Source organism: Micromonospora sp. DT233 (assembly GCF_049841815.1).
Classification (GTDB): Bacteria; Actinomycetota; Actinomycetes; order Mycobacteriales; family Micromonosporaceae; genus Micromonospora.
Genome location: NZ_JBNCLB010000006.1, coordinates 57,946 through 73,111, shown reverse-complemented (window position 1 = coordinate 73,111; position 15,166 = coordinate 57,946). Strand labels below are relative to the sequence as shown.

15 protein-coding genes and 1 pseudogene are annotated in these 15,166 nt (G+C 73.6%); 14 read left to right on the top strand and 2 right to left on the bottom strand.

What is annotated here, in order from left to right:
• Positions 1–98: 98 nt before the first annotated feature.
• The 9 genes from ACLQ2V_RS16065 (at position 99) to ACLQ2V_RS16025 (ending at position 9,200) form a co-directional block, all read left to right on the top strand.
• Positions 99–1,076: an NAD-dependent epimerase/dehydratase family protein gene (locus ACLQ2V_RS16065; RefSeq protein WP_425719281.1), complete on the top strand. Its 978-nt coding sequence runs from the start codon at positions 99–101 to the stop codon at positions 1,074–1,076.
• Between the two features lie 78 nt (positions 1,077–1,154).
• Positions 1,155–2,387 (top strand): LCP family protein, encoded by a 1,233-nt coding sequence (locus tag ACLQ2V_RS16060; RefSeq protein WP_425719280.1) that lies wholly within the window; start codon positions 1,155–1,157, stop codon positions 2,385–2,387.
• 219 nt (positions 2,388–2,606) lie between these two features.
• On the top strand, positions 2,607–3,809 hold the full coding sequence (locus ACLQ2V_RS16055; protein ID WP_425719279.1) for an LCP family protein: 1,203 nt from the start codon (positions 2,607–2,609) through the stop codon (positions 3,807–3,809).
• Positions 3,810–4,024: 215 nt separating this feature from the next.
• Positions 4,025–4,990, top strand: coding sequence for an LCP family protein (locus ACLQ2V_RS16050; protein ID WP_425719278.1), 966 nt, complete (start codon positions 4,025–4,027; stop codon positions 4,988–4,990).
• 49 nt (positions 4,991–5,039) lie between these two features.
• Positions 5,040–5,375, top strand: coding sequence for a rhodanese-like domain-containing protein (locus ACLQ2V_RS16045; RefSeq protein WP_425719277.1), 336 nt, complete (start codon positions 5,040–5,042; stop codon positions 5,373–5,375).
• A gap of 10 nt (positions 5,376–5,385) precedes the next feature.
• Entirely contained in the window at positions 5,386–6,171 is a 786-nt protein-coding gene (locus ACLQ2V_RS16040) for a glycerophosphodiester phosphodiesterase (protein WP_425719276.1), read from the top strand.
• Between the two features lie 104 nt (positions 6,172–6,275).
• Entirely contained in the window at positions 6,276–7,730 is a 1,455-nt protein-coding gene (locus tag ACLQ2V_RS16035) for an ATP-binding protein (protein ID WP_425719275.1), read from the top strand.
• A gap of 37 nt (positions 7,731–7,767) precedes the next feature.
• Complete coding sequence (locus ACLQ2V_RS16030; protein ID WP_425719274.1) at positions 7,768–8,220, top strand: ATP-binding protein; 453 nt, start codon at positions 7,768–7,770, stop codon at positions 8,218–8,220.
• A gap of 95 nt (positions 8,221–8,315) precedes the next feature.
• Positions 8,316–9,200 (top strand): DUF5926 family protein, encoded by an 885-nt coding sequence (locus ACLQ2V_RS16025; protein WP_425719273.1) that lies wholly within the window; start codon positions 8,316–8,318, stop codon positions 9,198–9,200.
• 57 nt (positions 9,201–9,257) lie between these two features.
• Here ACLQ2V_RS16025 and ACLQ2V_RS16020 read toward each other — a convergent pair whose 3' ends face one another.
• Positions 9,258–10,466: an arginine deiminase gene (locus ACLQ2V_RS16020; protein WP_425719272.1), complete on the bottom strand. Its 1,209-nt coding sequence runs from the start codon at positions 10,464–10,466 to the stop codon at positions 9,258–9,260.
• A gap of 164 nt (positions 10,467–10,630) precedes the next feature.
• On the opposite strand from ACLQ2V_RS16020, the gene ACLQ2V_RS16015 reads away from it, so the two are divergent.
• The 5 genes and pseudogenes from ACLQ2V_RS16015 (at position 10,631) to pheA (ending at position 14,389) form a co-directional block, all read left to right on the top strand.
• Positions 10,631–11,371, top strand: coding sequence for a hypothetical protein (locus ACLQ2V_RS16015; RefSeq protein ID WP_425719271.1), 741 nt, complete (start codon positions 10,631–10,633; stop codon positions 11,369–11,371).
• 181 nt (positions 11,372–11,552) lie between these two features.
• Entirely contained in the window at positions 11,553–12,008 is a 456-nt protein-coding gene (locus tag ACLQ2V_RS16010; RefSeq protein WP_425719270.1) for a hypothetical protein, read from the top strand.
• A gap of 112 nt (positions 12,009–12,120) precedes the next feature.
• Entirely contained in the window at positions 12,121–12,504 is a 384-nt protein-coding gene (locus tag ACLQ2V_RS16005; RefSeq protein WP_425719269.1) for an ACT domain-containing protein, read from the top strand.
• 223 nt (positions 12,505–12,727) lie between these two features.
• Positions 12,728–13,264, top strand: a pseudogene (locus ACLQ2V_RS16000) (hypothetical protein); the annotation flags it as partial.
• 168 nt (positions 13,265–13,432) lie between these two features.
• Positions 13,433–14,389: a prephenate dehydratase gene (gene pheA / locus ACLQ2V_RS15995; protein ID WP_425719268.1), complete on the top strand. Its 957-nt coding sequence runs from the start codon at positions 13,433–13,435 to the stop codon at positions 14,387–14,389.
• Between the two features lie 52 nt (positions 14,390–14,441).
• Here pheA and ACLQ2V_RS15990 read toward each other — a convergent pair whose 3' ends face one another.
• Complete coding sequence (locus tag ACLQ2V_RS15990) at positions 14,442–15,164, bottom strand: AIM24 family protein (protein ID WP_425719267.1); 723 nt, start codon at positions 15,162–15,164, stop codon at positions 14,442–14,444.
• Positions 15,165–15,166 lie beyond the last annotated feature (2 nt).

The following is a 15,166-nucleotide window of genomic DNA, read 5'->3' as shown; positions in this document are numbered from 1 at the left end:
GCAAGCTCGGTCCCGCACCGGCCGAGCTGTCAAGGAGAGGGCCCCCTGTGAGAACAGGGGGCCCTTCCTCGCACCTGGAGGGTGTATAGGCTGGCCGCATGAAGGTTGCTCCGCGCTTCGGCCCCGGTCACCGCGTCCTCGTCACCGGCGGCGCCGGCTTCGTGCCGTCGCACCTGGCGGACTCCCTCGTCGCCCGGGGCTGCACGGTGGTCGTGCTGGACAACTTCGTCACCGGCTCGAAGGACAACGTCGCGCACCTGCTGGAGGAGCCGACCTTCACGCTCGTCGAGGCCGACATCTCGGAGGGACTGCCGGCCCACCACCCGGCGTTGGCCGAGCGCTTCGACGCGATCCTGCACATGGCCTCGCCGGCCAGCCCCACCGACTTCGCCACCCTGCCCGTGGAGATCCTCCGGGTCGGCTCGGTGGGCACCCTGCACCTGCTGGACCGCGCGGTCGCCGACGGGGCCCGCTTCCTGATGGCCTCCACCTCCGAGGCGTACGGGGACCCGAAGGAGCACCCGCAGCGCGAGACGTACTGGGGCAACGTCAACCCGATCGGCGTGCGCAGCGTCTACGACGAGGCGAAGCGCTTCTCGGAGGCGGCCACCATGGCGTACCACCGCCATCGCGGGCTGGACGCCGCGATCGTGCGGATCTTCAACACGTACGGCCCGCGGATGCGCCCGGACGACGGCCGGGCCATCCCGACGTTCATCTCCCAGGCGCTGCGCGGGGAGCCGATCACCGTGCACGGCACGGGGAACCAGACCCGGTCGATCTGCTACGTCGAGGATCTGGTGCGCGGGATCCTGCTGCTGCTCGACTCGACGCAGACCGGCCCGATCAACTGCGGCACCGAGCACGAGCTGACCATGCGGCAACTCGCTGAGTTGATCGTGTCACTCTCCGGAAGTACGTCACAGGTGACCTATGTCACCCGCGCCTCGGACGACCCGGAGATGCGCCGCCCCGACCTCACCCTCGCCCGTGAGCTGCTCGGATACGAGCCGTCGGTGACCCCCGAGGACGGCCTGCGACGCACGATCGAGTACTTCCGCGAGCGGCTAGGGTAGCCCGCCGAGGCGATCGCGGCCCGCCGCGCGACCTGCGGTTCCGGGCGGCGCTCGACGTCGCTACGTACCCTCGGGTACATGTCAGCGACCACTCCCGCCGGCGCTTCGCTCCCGCCGCTGCACCGCAGTGCCGGCCGCGCCTCGGTGCCGGGCCCCGGCCAGGGGCACTCCCGGGTGCCCGCCGCCCAGCGGTCCCCCTCGCACGACGACCGGCCGTCGGCCGGTGGCTTCGACGGCCCCGGGGGCCCCACCGGGCCGGGCGGTCCGGGGCGCTCGGGCGGCTCCGGGCGGGCTGGCGGGCCGCGCCCGCGCTGGGCCCGGATCGCCCTGCTGGTCGGCGTGGTGGTGTTGGTGCTCGGGCTGCTCGGCGGGCTGGGTGCCTGGTTCTACGCCCGCAACCTCAACGAGGACCTGGCCCGCACCGACCCGTTCTCGGAGCTGACCGGCGGTCGCCCGCCCAAGGCGGTCGACGGCGCGCTGAACATCCTGCTGGTCGGCACCGACTCGCGGGACCCGGACGCCCCGGTGGACCAGCAGAGCCAGTGGCGGGCCGACACGATCATCGTCATGCACATCCCGGCGGACCACAAGTCCGCCTACCTGGTCTCCGTCCCCCGCGACCTCTACGTGCCGATCCCCGCCAACCCGCAGGCCGAGTGCGGCTCGGGCCAGCGGGCGAAGGTCAACGCCGCGTTCGCGTTCGGCGGTCTGCCGCTGGCGGTCAAGACGGTGGAGTGCTTCACCGACGTGCGCCTCGACAACGTGATGGCGATCGACTTCGCCGGGTTCAAGCAGGTCACCGACGCCCTCGGCGGGGTCGACCTGAAGGTGGAGCGGACGGTCAAGTCGATCCACAAGCCCTTCCGGACGTTCAAGAAGGGCACCATGCACATGAACGGCACCGAGGCGCTGGACTGGATCCGGCAGCGCAAGCAGTTCCCGGACGGCGACTTCGCGCGGATGCGCCACCAGCAGGAGTTCCTGCGGGCGCTGATGGACAAGGCGGCGAGCACGGGCACGCTGAGCAACCCGAAGAAGCTGAACGGCTTCCTCACCTCGGTGACCGACGCGGTCACCGTGGACCAGGGGTTCTCGCTGGTCGACATGGCGGTGCAGTTCCGCAGCCTGCGCGGCGAGAACCTGATCTTCGTGACCAGCCCGAACTCCGGCAGTCAGACGATCAACGGTGAGTCGGTGGTGGTCTCGGACCGGGAGAAGGCGCTGGGCATGTACAAGGCGATGTCGGCGGACACGATGGCCGACTGGATGAAGGCCAACCCGCCGGCCGCCGGGGGCGGCGCGGGGAACTGACCCGACGGCCTTCCCCATTCGACACGCCGTCAGCGCCGGTCGGCGGTCACCCCCATCTCCCAGGGGGTACCGCCGACCGACCGCATTGAATTGACCGTTCGGGCACATTTCCCGGGCAATGGGGGGAAGAACGGCGAATTACCGCGCGACGAACTCGCCTCGACGGGGAGCAAAACGTACAGTGGTGCCGCCCTTCCTCTCACGCGAGCTGGAGCATGCATGCCGGTTCAGACCAGCCGTCGCTCTCCGTCGCTGGAGCCCGTCGGCGCGACCGCACGGGTTTCGTCGGTCGTCCCGCCGCAACCCCGTGGCGGCAGTCGCCGTCCCGGCGGCACCCCGGCGCGGAAGCGGAAGCGGCGCAAGGACCCGCTCTGGGCCCGCCTGACCGTCGTCTTCGGCGCGGTGCTGATGCTGACCAGCGGGGTCGGCATCGTGGGCAGCAAGGCGGTCATCAGCCAGGCCACCGGCAGCATCGAGCAGCGCAACCTGCTCGGCGACGCGGGCAAGAGCTCCGCCGAGGGTGGGTCGAGCCTGGACGGCCCGATCGACATGCTGCTGCTCGGCGTGGACGCCCGGGAGCGCTGGGCCGCCGACGACGTCCGGGCGGACAGCATCATCGTGCTGCACATCCCCGCCTCGCACGACCAGGCGTACCTCATCTCCATCCCGCGTGACACCGAGGCGCAGATCCCGGGCCACGGCGTCGACAAGATCAACGCCGCCTTCCAGTACGGCGCCAAGAACGGCGCGGGCTGGGAGGGCGGCGCGCAGCTCATGGCGAAGACGATCAAGCAGATGACCGGGGTCAGCTTCGACGGCGCCGGGATCATCAACTTCGGCGGCTTCAAGAAGATCATCGACACCCTGGGCACCGTGCGGATCTGCGTCTCCCAGCAGGTCGAGTCGCACCACATGAAGTACGTCGACGGCAAGCCGATGTGGAACGCCGACGCCAAGAAGACCGGCCGGCCGATGACCCCGGTGGTGCACAAGAAGGGCTGCCGGGAGATGGCGGGGTGGGCGGCGCTGGACTACTCGCGGCAGCGCTACGGCCTCGACGGCGGCGACTACGACCGCCAGCAGAACCAGCAGCAGCTCATCAAGGCGATGGCGAAGAAGGCCACCGAGAACGGCACGCTGACCAACCCGGTGAAGCTCAACGCGCTGGTCAAGGCGGCCGGCAAGGCCCTCGTGCTGGACACCGGCGGCACGCCGATCATCGACCTCATCTTCACCATGCGCGGCGTCACCGGCAACGACCTGACGATGCTGCGCACCAACGGCGGGAAGTTCCACTCCACCGCCGACGGCTCGAAGGAGACGCTGAGCCCGCAGACGATGGCGATGTTCCAGGCGGTCAAGGACGACAAGCTCGCCGAGTTCGTCTACGCGAACCCGAGCGTCCTGTCGACCCGCAAGTAGCCGCCGACCCGCAGGTAGCCGGCGACCGCTATTAGCTGTCGACCCGCCAGCAACGCCCGTCCCGCGAAAGCGGCCCGCCGACCCCGACGCCCCCCGTAGCCTGACGTGAGGAACTTTCACGTTCAGCCACGGGGGGCGTCACGGTCAGGCCAGGCGGAGGCGAGCGGGGGCGGCGCGGGCCGGCCCGTCGGGGCGTACCCCGGTGGTGCCGGGTCATGCTCGGGGTCGGCCTGGCGCTGACGCTGCTGGCCGCCGCCGCGGTGGTCGGGCTCAAGACCCTGAGCCAGCGGTACGAGCGCACGGTGACCCGGGAGCAGCTGCTCGACCCGCAGGCGCGGCGGGACCGCACCGACCTCGACGGCGCGCTCAACTACCTGCTGGTCGGCTCCGACCGGCGGGCCGGCAGCACCGGGGGCGACCAGCGCTCCGACAGCATCGTCGTGGTGCACGTGCCGGCCGGCGTGCGACAGGCGTACCTGATCTCCGTGCCGCGCGACCTGATGGTCCAGATCCCGCCCGGCTCGGCGGGGTGGGGCGGGGGCACCGACAAGATCAACGCCGCGTTCGAGCACGGCGGCGGCGGCGAGGCCGGCGTCCGGCTGCTCTCGGCCACCCTCAGCCGGCTCACCGGGCTGCGCTTCGACGGGGCCGCGCTGATCGACTTCGCCGGGCTGCGGCAGGTCGTCGACCTGCTCGGCGGGGTACGCATGTGCGTCGACACCGAGGTCCGCTCGATCCACACCGGCACCCTCTTCGCCCCCGGCTGTCAGCAGATGGACGGCCGCCGGGCGCTGGACTACGTCCGCCAACGCTACGACCTGCCCGGCGGCGACTACGACCGCCAGCGCCACCAGCAGCAACTCCTCCGCGCCATGCTGGACCGGGCCGGCGCGACCGACCTGCGGCGCGACCCGGTGCGGCTCGACCGGCTGATCCGGGCGGTCGGCGCGTCGCTGACCGTCGACACCAACGGCGTGCCCCTGGAGGAGCTGGTGCTCACCCTGCGGGACCTGCCCCCGGACGGGCTGACCGGCGTCCGGCTCCCCTCCCACCCGGAGCTCGTCGACGAGGTCTCCTACGTGGTGCTGGACAACGGCGGCAATGGGCTCTTCGACGCGGTCCGGGGCGCCCGGATGCCCGACTGGGCGCAGGCGAACCCGGCCTGGACCACCCGGCTCTGACCGGCCCGCCGCCCCGCCGGGGCCGGTTGGCGTACTAGGCTTGGTATCCGTGTTCGGACCCCAGGTTCCCACCGTGCCCGTGACCGAGATCGCCGACGACACCTACCTGCTCGACGTCCGTGAGGACGACGAGTGGGCCGCCGGGCACGCCCCCGGCGCGCACCACCTGCCGATGATGGAGCTGCCCGCCCGGCTGGCCGAGGTGCCCACCGACCGGGAGGTGGCCGTCATCTGCCGCTCCGGCGGCCGGTCCTCCCAGGTCGTGGCCTACCTGATGAACAACGGGTGGGACCAGGTGCGCAACGCCGACGGCGGGATGCGCCAGTGGGCCGCCGTCGGGCGACCGGTGGTCGGCGAGGACGGGCAGCCCGGCCAGGTCATCTGAGAGCGACGGCATGGCACCGCTCGTCTTCGCCCACCGTGGTTCCTCCGCCGACCTGCCGGAGCACACCCTCGCCGCGTACCTGCGGGCCATCGACGAGGGTGTCGACGGCCTGGAGTGCGACGTCCGGCTGACCCGCGACGGGCATCTGGTCTGCGTGCACGACCGGCGGCTGGACCGGACCAGCAACGGCACCGGCCGGGTCAGCACCCGCACCCTCGTCGAGCTGGAGGCGCTGGACTTCGGCTCCTGGCACCCGGGCTGCCCCCCGGCCGACGGCGCGGAGCCGCCCGACGCCACGCACACCCGGCTGCTCACCCTCGAGCGGCTGCTGGACGCCGTGCTGGCCGCCGAGCGGCCCGTCCGGCTGCTGATCGAGACCAAGCACCCCTCCCGGTACGGCCCGCAGGTCGAACGCCGCCTGGTGGCGCTGCTGCGCCGCTACGGCCTGGCCGAGCCGGGCGCGGACGACCCGGTCCGGATCACCGTGATGTCCTTCTCGCCGCTGGCCGTGCGCCGGCTGCACGAGCTCGCCCCCGCGCTGCCCACGGTGCTGCTGATGGACGCGCTGCCACGCTGGCCGCGCGGCCGGCTGCCGGCCGGCGCCCGAATCGCCGCGCCGGGAATCGCGCTGGTGCGGGCCCGCCCCCGGCTGCTGCCCGCGCTGCGCGCCGCCGGCCACCAGGTGTACGTCTGGACCGTCAACGAGCCGGACGACCTGCAGTTCGTGCTCGACGCGGGCGTCGACGGGATCATCACCGACCGGCCGGCCCACGCGCTGGCCCGGTTGGGCCGGTGACCGGGACCCAGCCGGCGGGCCGCCCCGCCGGCTCGGCGGTGCGGCCCGACCCCGACGACCGGGCGGGGGTGTCGAGGCGCGGCCCGACCCGGCACACTCGGGGCATGCCGGAGCCCACCGACCTCGCCGCCCTCCTCGTCGGTCACGGCCGGGTGGTCGAGATGATCAACTCTGGTGAGTCCGGGCTTCCGGTGCTGAACCGGCTCCTGCACGTGGTGCAGTCCGCCATCGGGGCGGCCAGCACGGCGTTCGTGGAGTTCACCCCCACCGGCGGCCAGGTGATCGCCGCGACCGGCGACGCCGAGTGGGCCGTCGGCCGGCCGGTGCCGCCCACCGACCCGGCCACCGTCTGCCTGCTCTCCGGCCCCCGCGTCCGCGAGGTGCGCACCGACCGGATCCCCGGCCCGACCGGGGCGGAACTGACCGAGCGGGGAGTGCGCCGGATGGTGGTCGCGCGGGCGGAGATCGGCGGGCTCACCGTCGGCAGCCTGCACGCCCTCTACGCCGACCACGCCGGCTCCGCGGCCCCGGGGCAGCACGAGGTCATCGAATACCTGGCCCTCTGCATCGCGCACATGTACGGCGACCAGAGCGGCCTGCCGGTGCACGGCGACGGCCGGGTGGTGGCGGCGCTGGCCGACGGGCTGGCCGTGGTCGACCGGGGCGGTCACGTCCGGCTCTGGAACCCGGCCGCCGCCCAGGTGACCGGCCTGCCGGTCGACGAGGCGCTGAACCGGCCGCTGTCCTTCCCCCTCCCCGCGCCCGGTCAGGTCCTCGACCATCGGCTCCCCGACGGGCGCTGGCTGAAGATCACCTCGGGGGAGCTGCCCGGCCCCGGCGCGCTGCGCGTGGTCACCTTCTCCGACATCACCGACCAGCAGCGACGCGACCAGGACCGGGACCTCTTCGTCGCGGTCACCAGCCACGGGCTGCGCACCCCCGTCACCGTCATCAAGGGGTACGCCGACACCCTCACCGACCACTGGGACTCGCTGACCGAGGCCGACCGGCGACAGGCCGCCCGGGTCATCGGGCAGCGGGCCAACGAGCTGGCCCGGCTGGTCGACCGGCTGCTGACCTCCGCCACCGAGGGTCGGCCCGGTGCGCCCCCGGCCCCGTTCGACCTCGGCGAGGCGCTGCGCGCGGCGGTCGCCGACCTCCCCGGCGACCTGCGCCGCCGGATCATGCTCGACGTGCCGACCGGGCTGCCGAAGGCGATCGGGGACCGGCAGAGCGTGGCGACGGTCCTGACCGAGCTGGGCACCAACGCCGACAAGCACTCCCCGCCCGACTCCCCGATCGAGATCGTCGCCGGCAGCACCGAGCAGGATGTGCTCTTCCGGGTCAGCGACCGGGGCATCGGCATCCGCCCCGAGCACGTGGAGCGGGCGTTCGACCGGTTCTGGCAGGGCGCATCCGGCGACCGCCAGGGTTACCCGGGCGCGGGGCTCGGCCTGTATCTCGTCCGGCGGATCGTCCAGCAGCAGAATGGCCGGGTATCGCTCCGCCCGAGGGCCGGCGGCGGTACGGTCGCAGAGGTGCGGCTGCCGCGCGGCTGAGCGTGGGCGGTGCCACGCGGGGGCGAGAAGGAGCACGGTGATCACAGGGCCGGCCGAGCGGTCGTGGTGCGTGGTGGTGCCGCACGACGCGACCGGGGCGCGCCTGGCCCGGCACCGGCTCGTGGCCGAGCTGACCGGCGTCGTCCCCCTCGTGCTGCTGACCGACCTGGTGGCCGTCCTGGCCGAGCTGGTCGGCAACGCGGTCCGGCACGCCGACCCGCTTCCCGGCGGGGTGGTCCGGGTGGCCTGGCGGCTGCGTCCGGTCCCCGGCTGCGGGCACGTCGTCCAGCTCCGGGTCACCGACGGCGGGGCCGGCGGCGGCCCCCTGATGCGGCCCGCCACGCCGGACGCGGTCGACGGCCGGGGCCTGCACATCATCGCCGGGCTGGCCGACCGCTGGGGCGTCGACCGGGACGGCCTCGGGCAGAGCGTCTGGGCCGAGTTCGACCCCGTCGACAGCTCCCGCCCGGACCTGGTCGCCGCCGGCTGAACCCCGATCTGGTCGCCGCCGGCTGACCCCCACCCCGCCGTGCGGGGGCGGGTCGTCGGCGACAGCCGGGCCGGCGGCCTCTAGGCTGGTGCGCCGTGAGCAAGCGTCGAAAGAGCCAACGGGCCGCCGAAGCCACTCCGAAGCGGGAGAAGGTGCGCGACGTCTTCGTGCCCCGCCCGTTCGAGGGGCTGACCGACGAGCCGGAGTGGATCGCCCTGCGCGAGCTGGTCCCGGCCGCGTCCGCGCCGCTGCGGCTGGTCGCTGAGCTGGTCGAGGAGCACGGGGACCGGCCGGTCACCCTGGCCACCGTGCTGCCGGGAGCCGCCCCGGCGATGACGAAGGACGACGGCCGGGTCCTGATCGGGCTGCAACGCCACCAGCAGTCCGGCGACGTCTCCCGGGACCTGGCCGAGGCGCTGCTCTGCGCGCTGCGCACCGAGCCGGGCAAGCCGGTCACGGTGCCGCCGCTGCCGGGCCCCGGCCCCCGGCTCCAGGACATCCTGGTCGACGGGCCGCTGGAGATCACCATGCACGAGGGCTTCGAGTTCTGGCTCGACCCGGGCGCGACCGACGACCCGACCGTCCAGGCGTCGCTGGAGCGGGCCAACGCGGCGATCTACCCGACCGTGCGACTGGCCGCCGCGCCGGCCGCGTACTGGTGTCAGGTGCCGGAGAAGGCCCACGTGCGCTGGGTGCTCCCCGACGACGAGGACGCCGCCCTGGACGCGCTGGCCCGGCTGAGCGCGGTGGGCGCGCTCACCCTCGCCGACGACACCAAGTTCGCCGGCATGTTCCGGGCGCACGGCCGCCTGGTGCCCGTCTGGGACCTGCCCGAGGGCACCCCTGCCGAGGACTGGGAGCAGCCGGTGACCCAGTTCGCCAAGCGCTACGCCGAGGCGCTGCACACCGGGGAGCCGCTGGACGGGGCCGGCCGCCGGGCCCGGCACGGGCTGCTCGGCCGCCAGCTCACCCTGCGCTGAGGTCGCCGGGCACCACCGGCCCCTCCCGGCGCACCGGGAGGGGCCGGTGCGGTGTCGCTACCGCAGCAGGGGGGCACGGACGATCGGGCAGGACATGCACCGGGGGCCGCCCCGGCCGGAGCCCAGCTCGGAACCCGCGATCGGAACGACCTCGATGCCGGCCCGCTCGAGCTGGGCGTTGGTCCCGGTGTTGCGCTCGTAGCCGACGCAGAGCCGGGGGGCCAGGGCGAGGGTGTTGTTGCCGTCGTCCCACTGCTCCCGCTCGGCGGTCACCGGGTCGAGGCCGGTGTCGATGACCCGGAGCTGGTCGAGGTCCATCGCGTCGGCGGCGGCGCGCAGGAACGGCGCCGGCCCGTCCACCCGCAGCTCGCCGTCCGGCCCGGCCACCACCGTGTACGCGACCAGCGTGCTGGCCACGTTGGCGTACATCAGCACGGCGTCGACGTCGACCATCGTGCAGATCGTGTCCAGGTGCATGGTGGCCCGCTCCTGGGCGATCGGCACCACCAGGATGGTGTGTGCCAGCCCGGCGGCGAAGACCTGCCGGCCGAGCCGTTCCGCCCCGGCGGGGGTGGTCCGCTCCCCGACCCCGACCGCCAGCACCCCGGGGGCGAGCAGCAGCACGTCGCCGCCCTCCAGGTGCTCCAACTGTGGGTGGTAGACGAACTCCGTGCCGACGAAGCGCGGATGGTGGCGGTAGATCGCGTCGGTGAGGGTGGTCTCCCGGCGGCGGGCCGGCATGGCGAGGCTGGTCACCCCGACCCGGTCGCCGATCCACAGTGAGGAGTCCCGGGTGAAGAGCAGGTTGGGCAGCGGGGCGATGACGAAGTCGTGCCGGTCCATCAGGGCGTAGACGAGCCCGCCCGGCCGCTCCGGGCTCAGTCGCAGCTCCTCGTGGGCGAGCCCGGCGATGAGCACCCCGGCGAGGGCCGCGGGGTCGAGGTACGCGAGGTGCTCGGCGACCCGGCGGCGCAGGGTGTCTCCGAGCCGCGGCGAGCCGAGCACCTCCTCGGTCAGCTCGGCGCGGGCGTCGGGCACGGCGAGGGTCTCGGCCAACAGGTCGGCGAGGTGCAGCACCTCCACCCCGCGCTCGCGCAGCGCGGCGGCGAAGGCGTCGTGTTCCTCCTGCGCCCGTCCAACCCATGGGATGGCGTCGAAAAGTAGGGAATCGTTATTGCGAGGGGTGAGTCGGGCCAGTTCCGGGCCGGGTCGATGCAGCAACACCGTGCCGAGACGGCCAACTTCGCTGTCCACGTAGTGGGTCACCCCGCCTAGGGTAGGGCAGGGTTTGGCGGCATCCGGTAAAACAGCTGTGGATGAATATGGCATTCATCCGCACTCACTCCGGCGCTCCGACTTGCCGACCACCCGGTAGGTCAACGTAGGGTAGTGAGGACATAACTTCGAGGGACCTTTTGCCGGAGGTCGCGATGACTGTCTTTCCCGCACGTCGGGCCGTGCCTGCCTCGCGGCCGGTGTCGCCCGCGTCGGTGCCGCACCCCCGCCCGGAGGGGCAGGGAGGGCTCGAGCCGCTCCGTCCGGGCCCACTTGAGTGGGCCCGCCGACGGCGCGCCGATCGGGGCGCCCGCAAGTTGGAGGCGGCCGGGGCGCGAGCCCTCGGTCGACTCGATCACCTGGGGCCGGCCTGGCACGTCATCGAGTGGCCCCGCACCGACGCCTCGGACCTCCTCCTCGACCAGGGGCAGGACGACCGGGCCGGTTTCCTCGCGATCGGTCCGAGCGGCCTCTTCGCGGTGACCATCGCCGACCACGGCCGGGCCCGGGTGCTCGTGGCGGGTGACGTCGTCCAGATCAACGGCAAGCGCCCGCCCTACGTGGCCGAGACCCGCCGGGACGCCAAGCGGGCCAGCAAGGCCCTCTCCGAGGCCGTCGGGCTGACGATCCCGGTGACGCCGGTGCTGACCTTCGTCGGCTCCGGCGTCATCAGCGTCTACGGCTTGCCGAAGGACTGCCTGATGGCCACCCACCGCGAGCTGGACCGCCTGCTCGTGGCCGGGGGCAACCGGATCAGCCCGGCCACCGCCGAGAAGCTGGCCCGGGTCGCCCAGCACCCGGGCACCTGGATGAACGGCACGTACCGTCCGGCCAACGACTACCGGTGGTACGACGGCGGCCGAACGGCGGCTGACAAGCCGGCCAACCGCCGGTAACGTCTCCGGCGACGCCACGCGGTCCGGTGCCCATCCCGACGCACCGGCCGCGCCGTCGCCGGCCGCCCGGCTCAGGACAACCGGCCACCGGCGACCCGGCGACCCGGCGACCGGTCGCGGTCGACGGTCGTCACGACGGCCGGTTACCGTAGACAGACCGTCGGTGTGCATAGGAGGCGCGGTGGCCCACCTCGAACTTTCGCTCTCGGAAGCGTTCGTGCCCGCCACCCACTCAGCGCTGAGGCCGGAGTCTGACAACTTCGCGCAGTGGTCCGCCACCGTGTTCCGCGCGGCCGAGCCCTGCCTGTTGATCGACATCGGCACCCGCGTCGTCGCGGTCTCCGCAGCCGGCTGCAAACTGCTCTGCCTGAGCTGCCCGGAGAACGTGATCGGTCTTCCCCTGCTCGACGGCTGTCTGCGCCTGCTCGACTTCACCGCCAACCGGGGCGAGCTGACCGAGCAGGAGACCGACAAGATCCCGCCGTTGCTGGCCCTACACTCCGGGCGTCTCGCCCGAGGGCTGCTCCGGGTCCAGGCCACGGCGGGCCAGTCGGACCCGACGGTGGACGCCATCTCCACGCCGGTGCTGACCAACGGCAAGGTCGCCGGCTCGCTCACCTTCTTCTCCGAGGTCTGATCCGCCCGCCCCTTGTCCGGCCGCCCAACATTCGGCCTGAACTGCCCGAATGTGGCCCCGACCGCGCCTTTTGGCGCTGTCACGGGCCCCGCCCAGGCCGTAGGGTTCCCTCATGGTCGATGTCGCTCTGCTGCCGGGCGTGTACGCAGTGTGCCGACTGGCCACCGACGCCACGCTCCGCCCCGCCCTCTGGGGTGAGCTGAGCGACGTCGAGGTGGTCAGCGTGAGCTGGTCCGCCGACGGCATCTCGGTGATCTGCCCCGCGTCGCGCGCCCCGGCCGAGGCCGAGACCGAGTGGCGCTGCCTGCGTGTCGTCGGCCCGCTCGGCCGGCCGGTGACCGGCACCCTGGCCGCGCTGGTCGCCCCGCTGGCCGAGGCGCGGGTCAACGTGGTGGCCTTCTCCACGTACGACACCGACCACGCGCTGGTCCCGGCCGTCCGGCTGGACGAGGCGACCGCCGCGTTGCGCCGCGCCGGCCACCGCCTGCTGGGCTGACGACAGGGCCGCACCGGCCGAGCGCCGGCACCCGCCTGCTCGGCTGACCACACCGCCGCGCCGGCCCCGGCGACTCGGCTGACCACACCGCCGCACCGGCCCGCGCGGGCACCCGGCGGCTCGGCGACGGCGACGCCGGTCGGCCTTCACCGCAGCGTCGGCGGCTCCTACGATGGGCTCGGTCACCAGTCCGTAACGACGTTGTCCGATATAAGGTTCGCTCGTGTCGCCCACCGCACCGCACCGCGCCGCGCGCCGACGGCCGTCCGGCCCGGCCGGGCTCCTCGCCGTCGCCTGCCTCGCCCTGGCCGCAGCCGGCTGCGGCGCACCGCCCGAGCTTCGTCGGCCGGCCCCCACGCCGAGCGCCACGGCGAGCGCCCTCGCCGTCCCGACCCCGTCCGCCACCCCCGTGGCCCCGGTGCCCCCGCCGACGCTGCCCGCCCCCACCAACAGCGCCGCCGACCTGGTCGCCTCCGCCTGCCGGTCGGGCCCCTCCGGTGCTCGGGTGATCACCCTGCTGCGGGGCACCGCCGACGTGCTGCCCCGGTCGGTCGGCGTGCGGGTACGCACCGGCCCGCTCTGCGCCGGGAGCTGGCAGTACACGGTGCTGCGGGTGACCGGGCACGAGGAGCTCCAGGTGGTCACCCGGGGCCGGCCGGGCGCGCTGGAGCTGGTCACCGCCGGCACCGACGTCTGCACCATCGAGGTGCGGGTCGCCGGGCCGGCCGGCATCCGCACGCTCGCCTGCGCCGAGGGTTCGCCGGGGCTGCCGGGCGGCGGCGGCACGCCGGGGCTGCCGGGGACGCCGGGGACGCCGGGGATGCCGGGCACGCCAGGACTGCCGGGGACGCCGGGCACGCAGACGCCGGGGACGGGACTGCCGGGCAACGGCACGAAGACGAGCGTGCCGGGTAAGTAGGCTGACGCCATGCCCGGAACACCGCCCACCCGCTTCGTCTACCTCGGCCCCGAGGGCACCTTCGCCGAGCAGGCGCTGCGCACCGTGCCCGCCGCCGAGCACGGCACCCGTACGCCCGCCCGCAGCGTCGGTGAGGCGCTGGAGAGCGTCCGGGCGGGGGACGCCGACGCGGCGCTGGTGCCGCTGGAGAACTCGATCGGCGGCGCGGTCGGGGTGACGCTGGACGAGCTGGCCGAGGGCCAGCCCCTGGTGATCACCCGGGAGGTGATCCTGCCGGTCGAGTTCGTGCTCGGCGCGCGGCCGGGGGTGACCCTGGCGTCGATCCGCTCGGTGGCGGCCCATCCGCAGGCCTCGACCCAGTGCCGGGGCTGGCTGCGCACGTACCTGCCCGACGCGACCGTGGTCGACGTGCTCTCCAACGGGGCCGCCGCGGCGGGCGCGGCCGGCAGCGAGTACGACGCGGCGATCTGCGCCCCGATCGGGGCGACCCGACACCGGCTGGCCGTGCTGGCCGACAAGATCGCCGACCACACCGACGCGGTGACCCGCTTCGCGCTGCTGTCCCGCCCCGGCCCGCCCCCGCCCCCCACCGGGGACGACGTGACGTCGTTGGCCGTCTACATCGCCCACGACCGGGTGGGCGCACTACTGTCGGTGCTGATGGAGCTGGCGGTGCGCGGGGTCAACCTCACCCGGATCGAGTCCCGCCCGACGGGCGAGGCCCTGGGGCGGTACGTCTTCTTCCTGGACTGCACCGGTCACGTGGCCGACGTCCGGCTCGGGGAGGCGTTGCAGGGGCTGCGCCGGGTCTGCGCGGACGTGCGCTTCCTCGGGTCGTACCCCCGGCACCGCTGGGCCGACGGCGCGGGTGACCGGCCTGTCCCCGCGCCCGCCGGTCTCTCCGACGCCGACTACCTCGACGCGGCGGCCTGGCTGGCACGGCTGCGCGTCGGTGAGCTGAGCTGAGCCGGGGCCGGGGCGCCCGATCCACGGGCGGCCCGGCCCCGGTCGGCCCGGGTCAGCTCAGCAGGCCACCGAGGAGGCCGCCCTGCTGCTCCTGGGTGCCGCTGCCCATGATCGGCGGCTCCTCGGAGGGCTGCACCACCACGAAGCCCTGCCCGGCGAAGCTCATCGTGAACGCCTCACCGGTGGTGCGCCCCAGCAGCGAGCCCAGGCCGAACTGCTCGGCCCGGTGGTAGCCGGTCTGCAGGTTGGCCGACCAGCAGACGGCGGCCTGCGGGTCGACGTACGTCGGCGCGTCGACGTTGAGCACCACCGGGGTGCCCTTCGTGGTGATCGCGATGCGGCCGTAGCCGCTGAAGACGCAGTTGAACAGGCCGGACGAGGAGGCCATGCCGGCGCCGCCGACCATCTTGATGTCGTACTGGAGGGTGGAGTCGAAGGCCAGCACGCTGGAGCCGTTGATGGACAGCGCGTCGCCCGGCTCCAGGTCGATGATGTGCACGTCCTTGGCCAGCTCGGCCAGGAAGACGTCGCCCCGGCCGCTGACCTTCATCAGCGGGACGCCCTCGCCGGTGAGCTTCTGCTTGAGGAACTTGCCCAGCCCGCCGGAGCCGAGGGCCTGGAACTGCACCTGACCCTGGTAGGCGACCATCGAGCCGACCCGGGCCATCGCCTCGCCGTTCAGCTCGATCTTCAACATCTTGGAGTTCTGCAGCCGCATGCCGGGCTGAGTGGACTCCTTCTCCAGGTTCTCGGCCGAGAAGAGCGCGCTGCGCATCG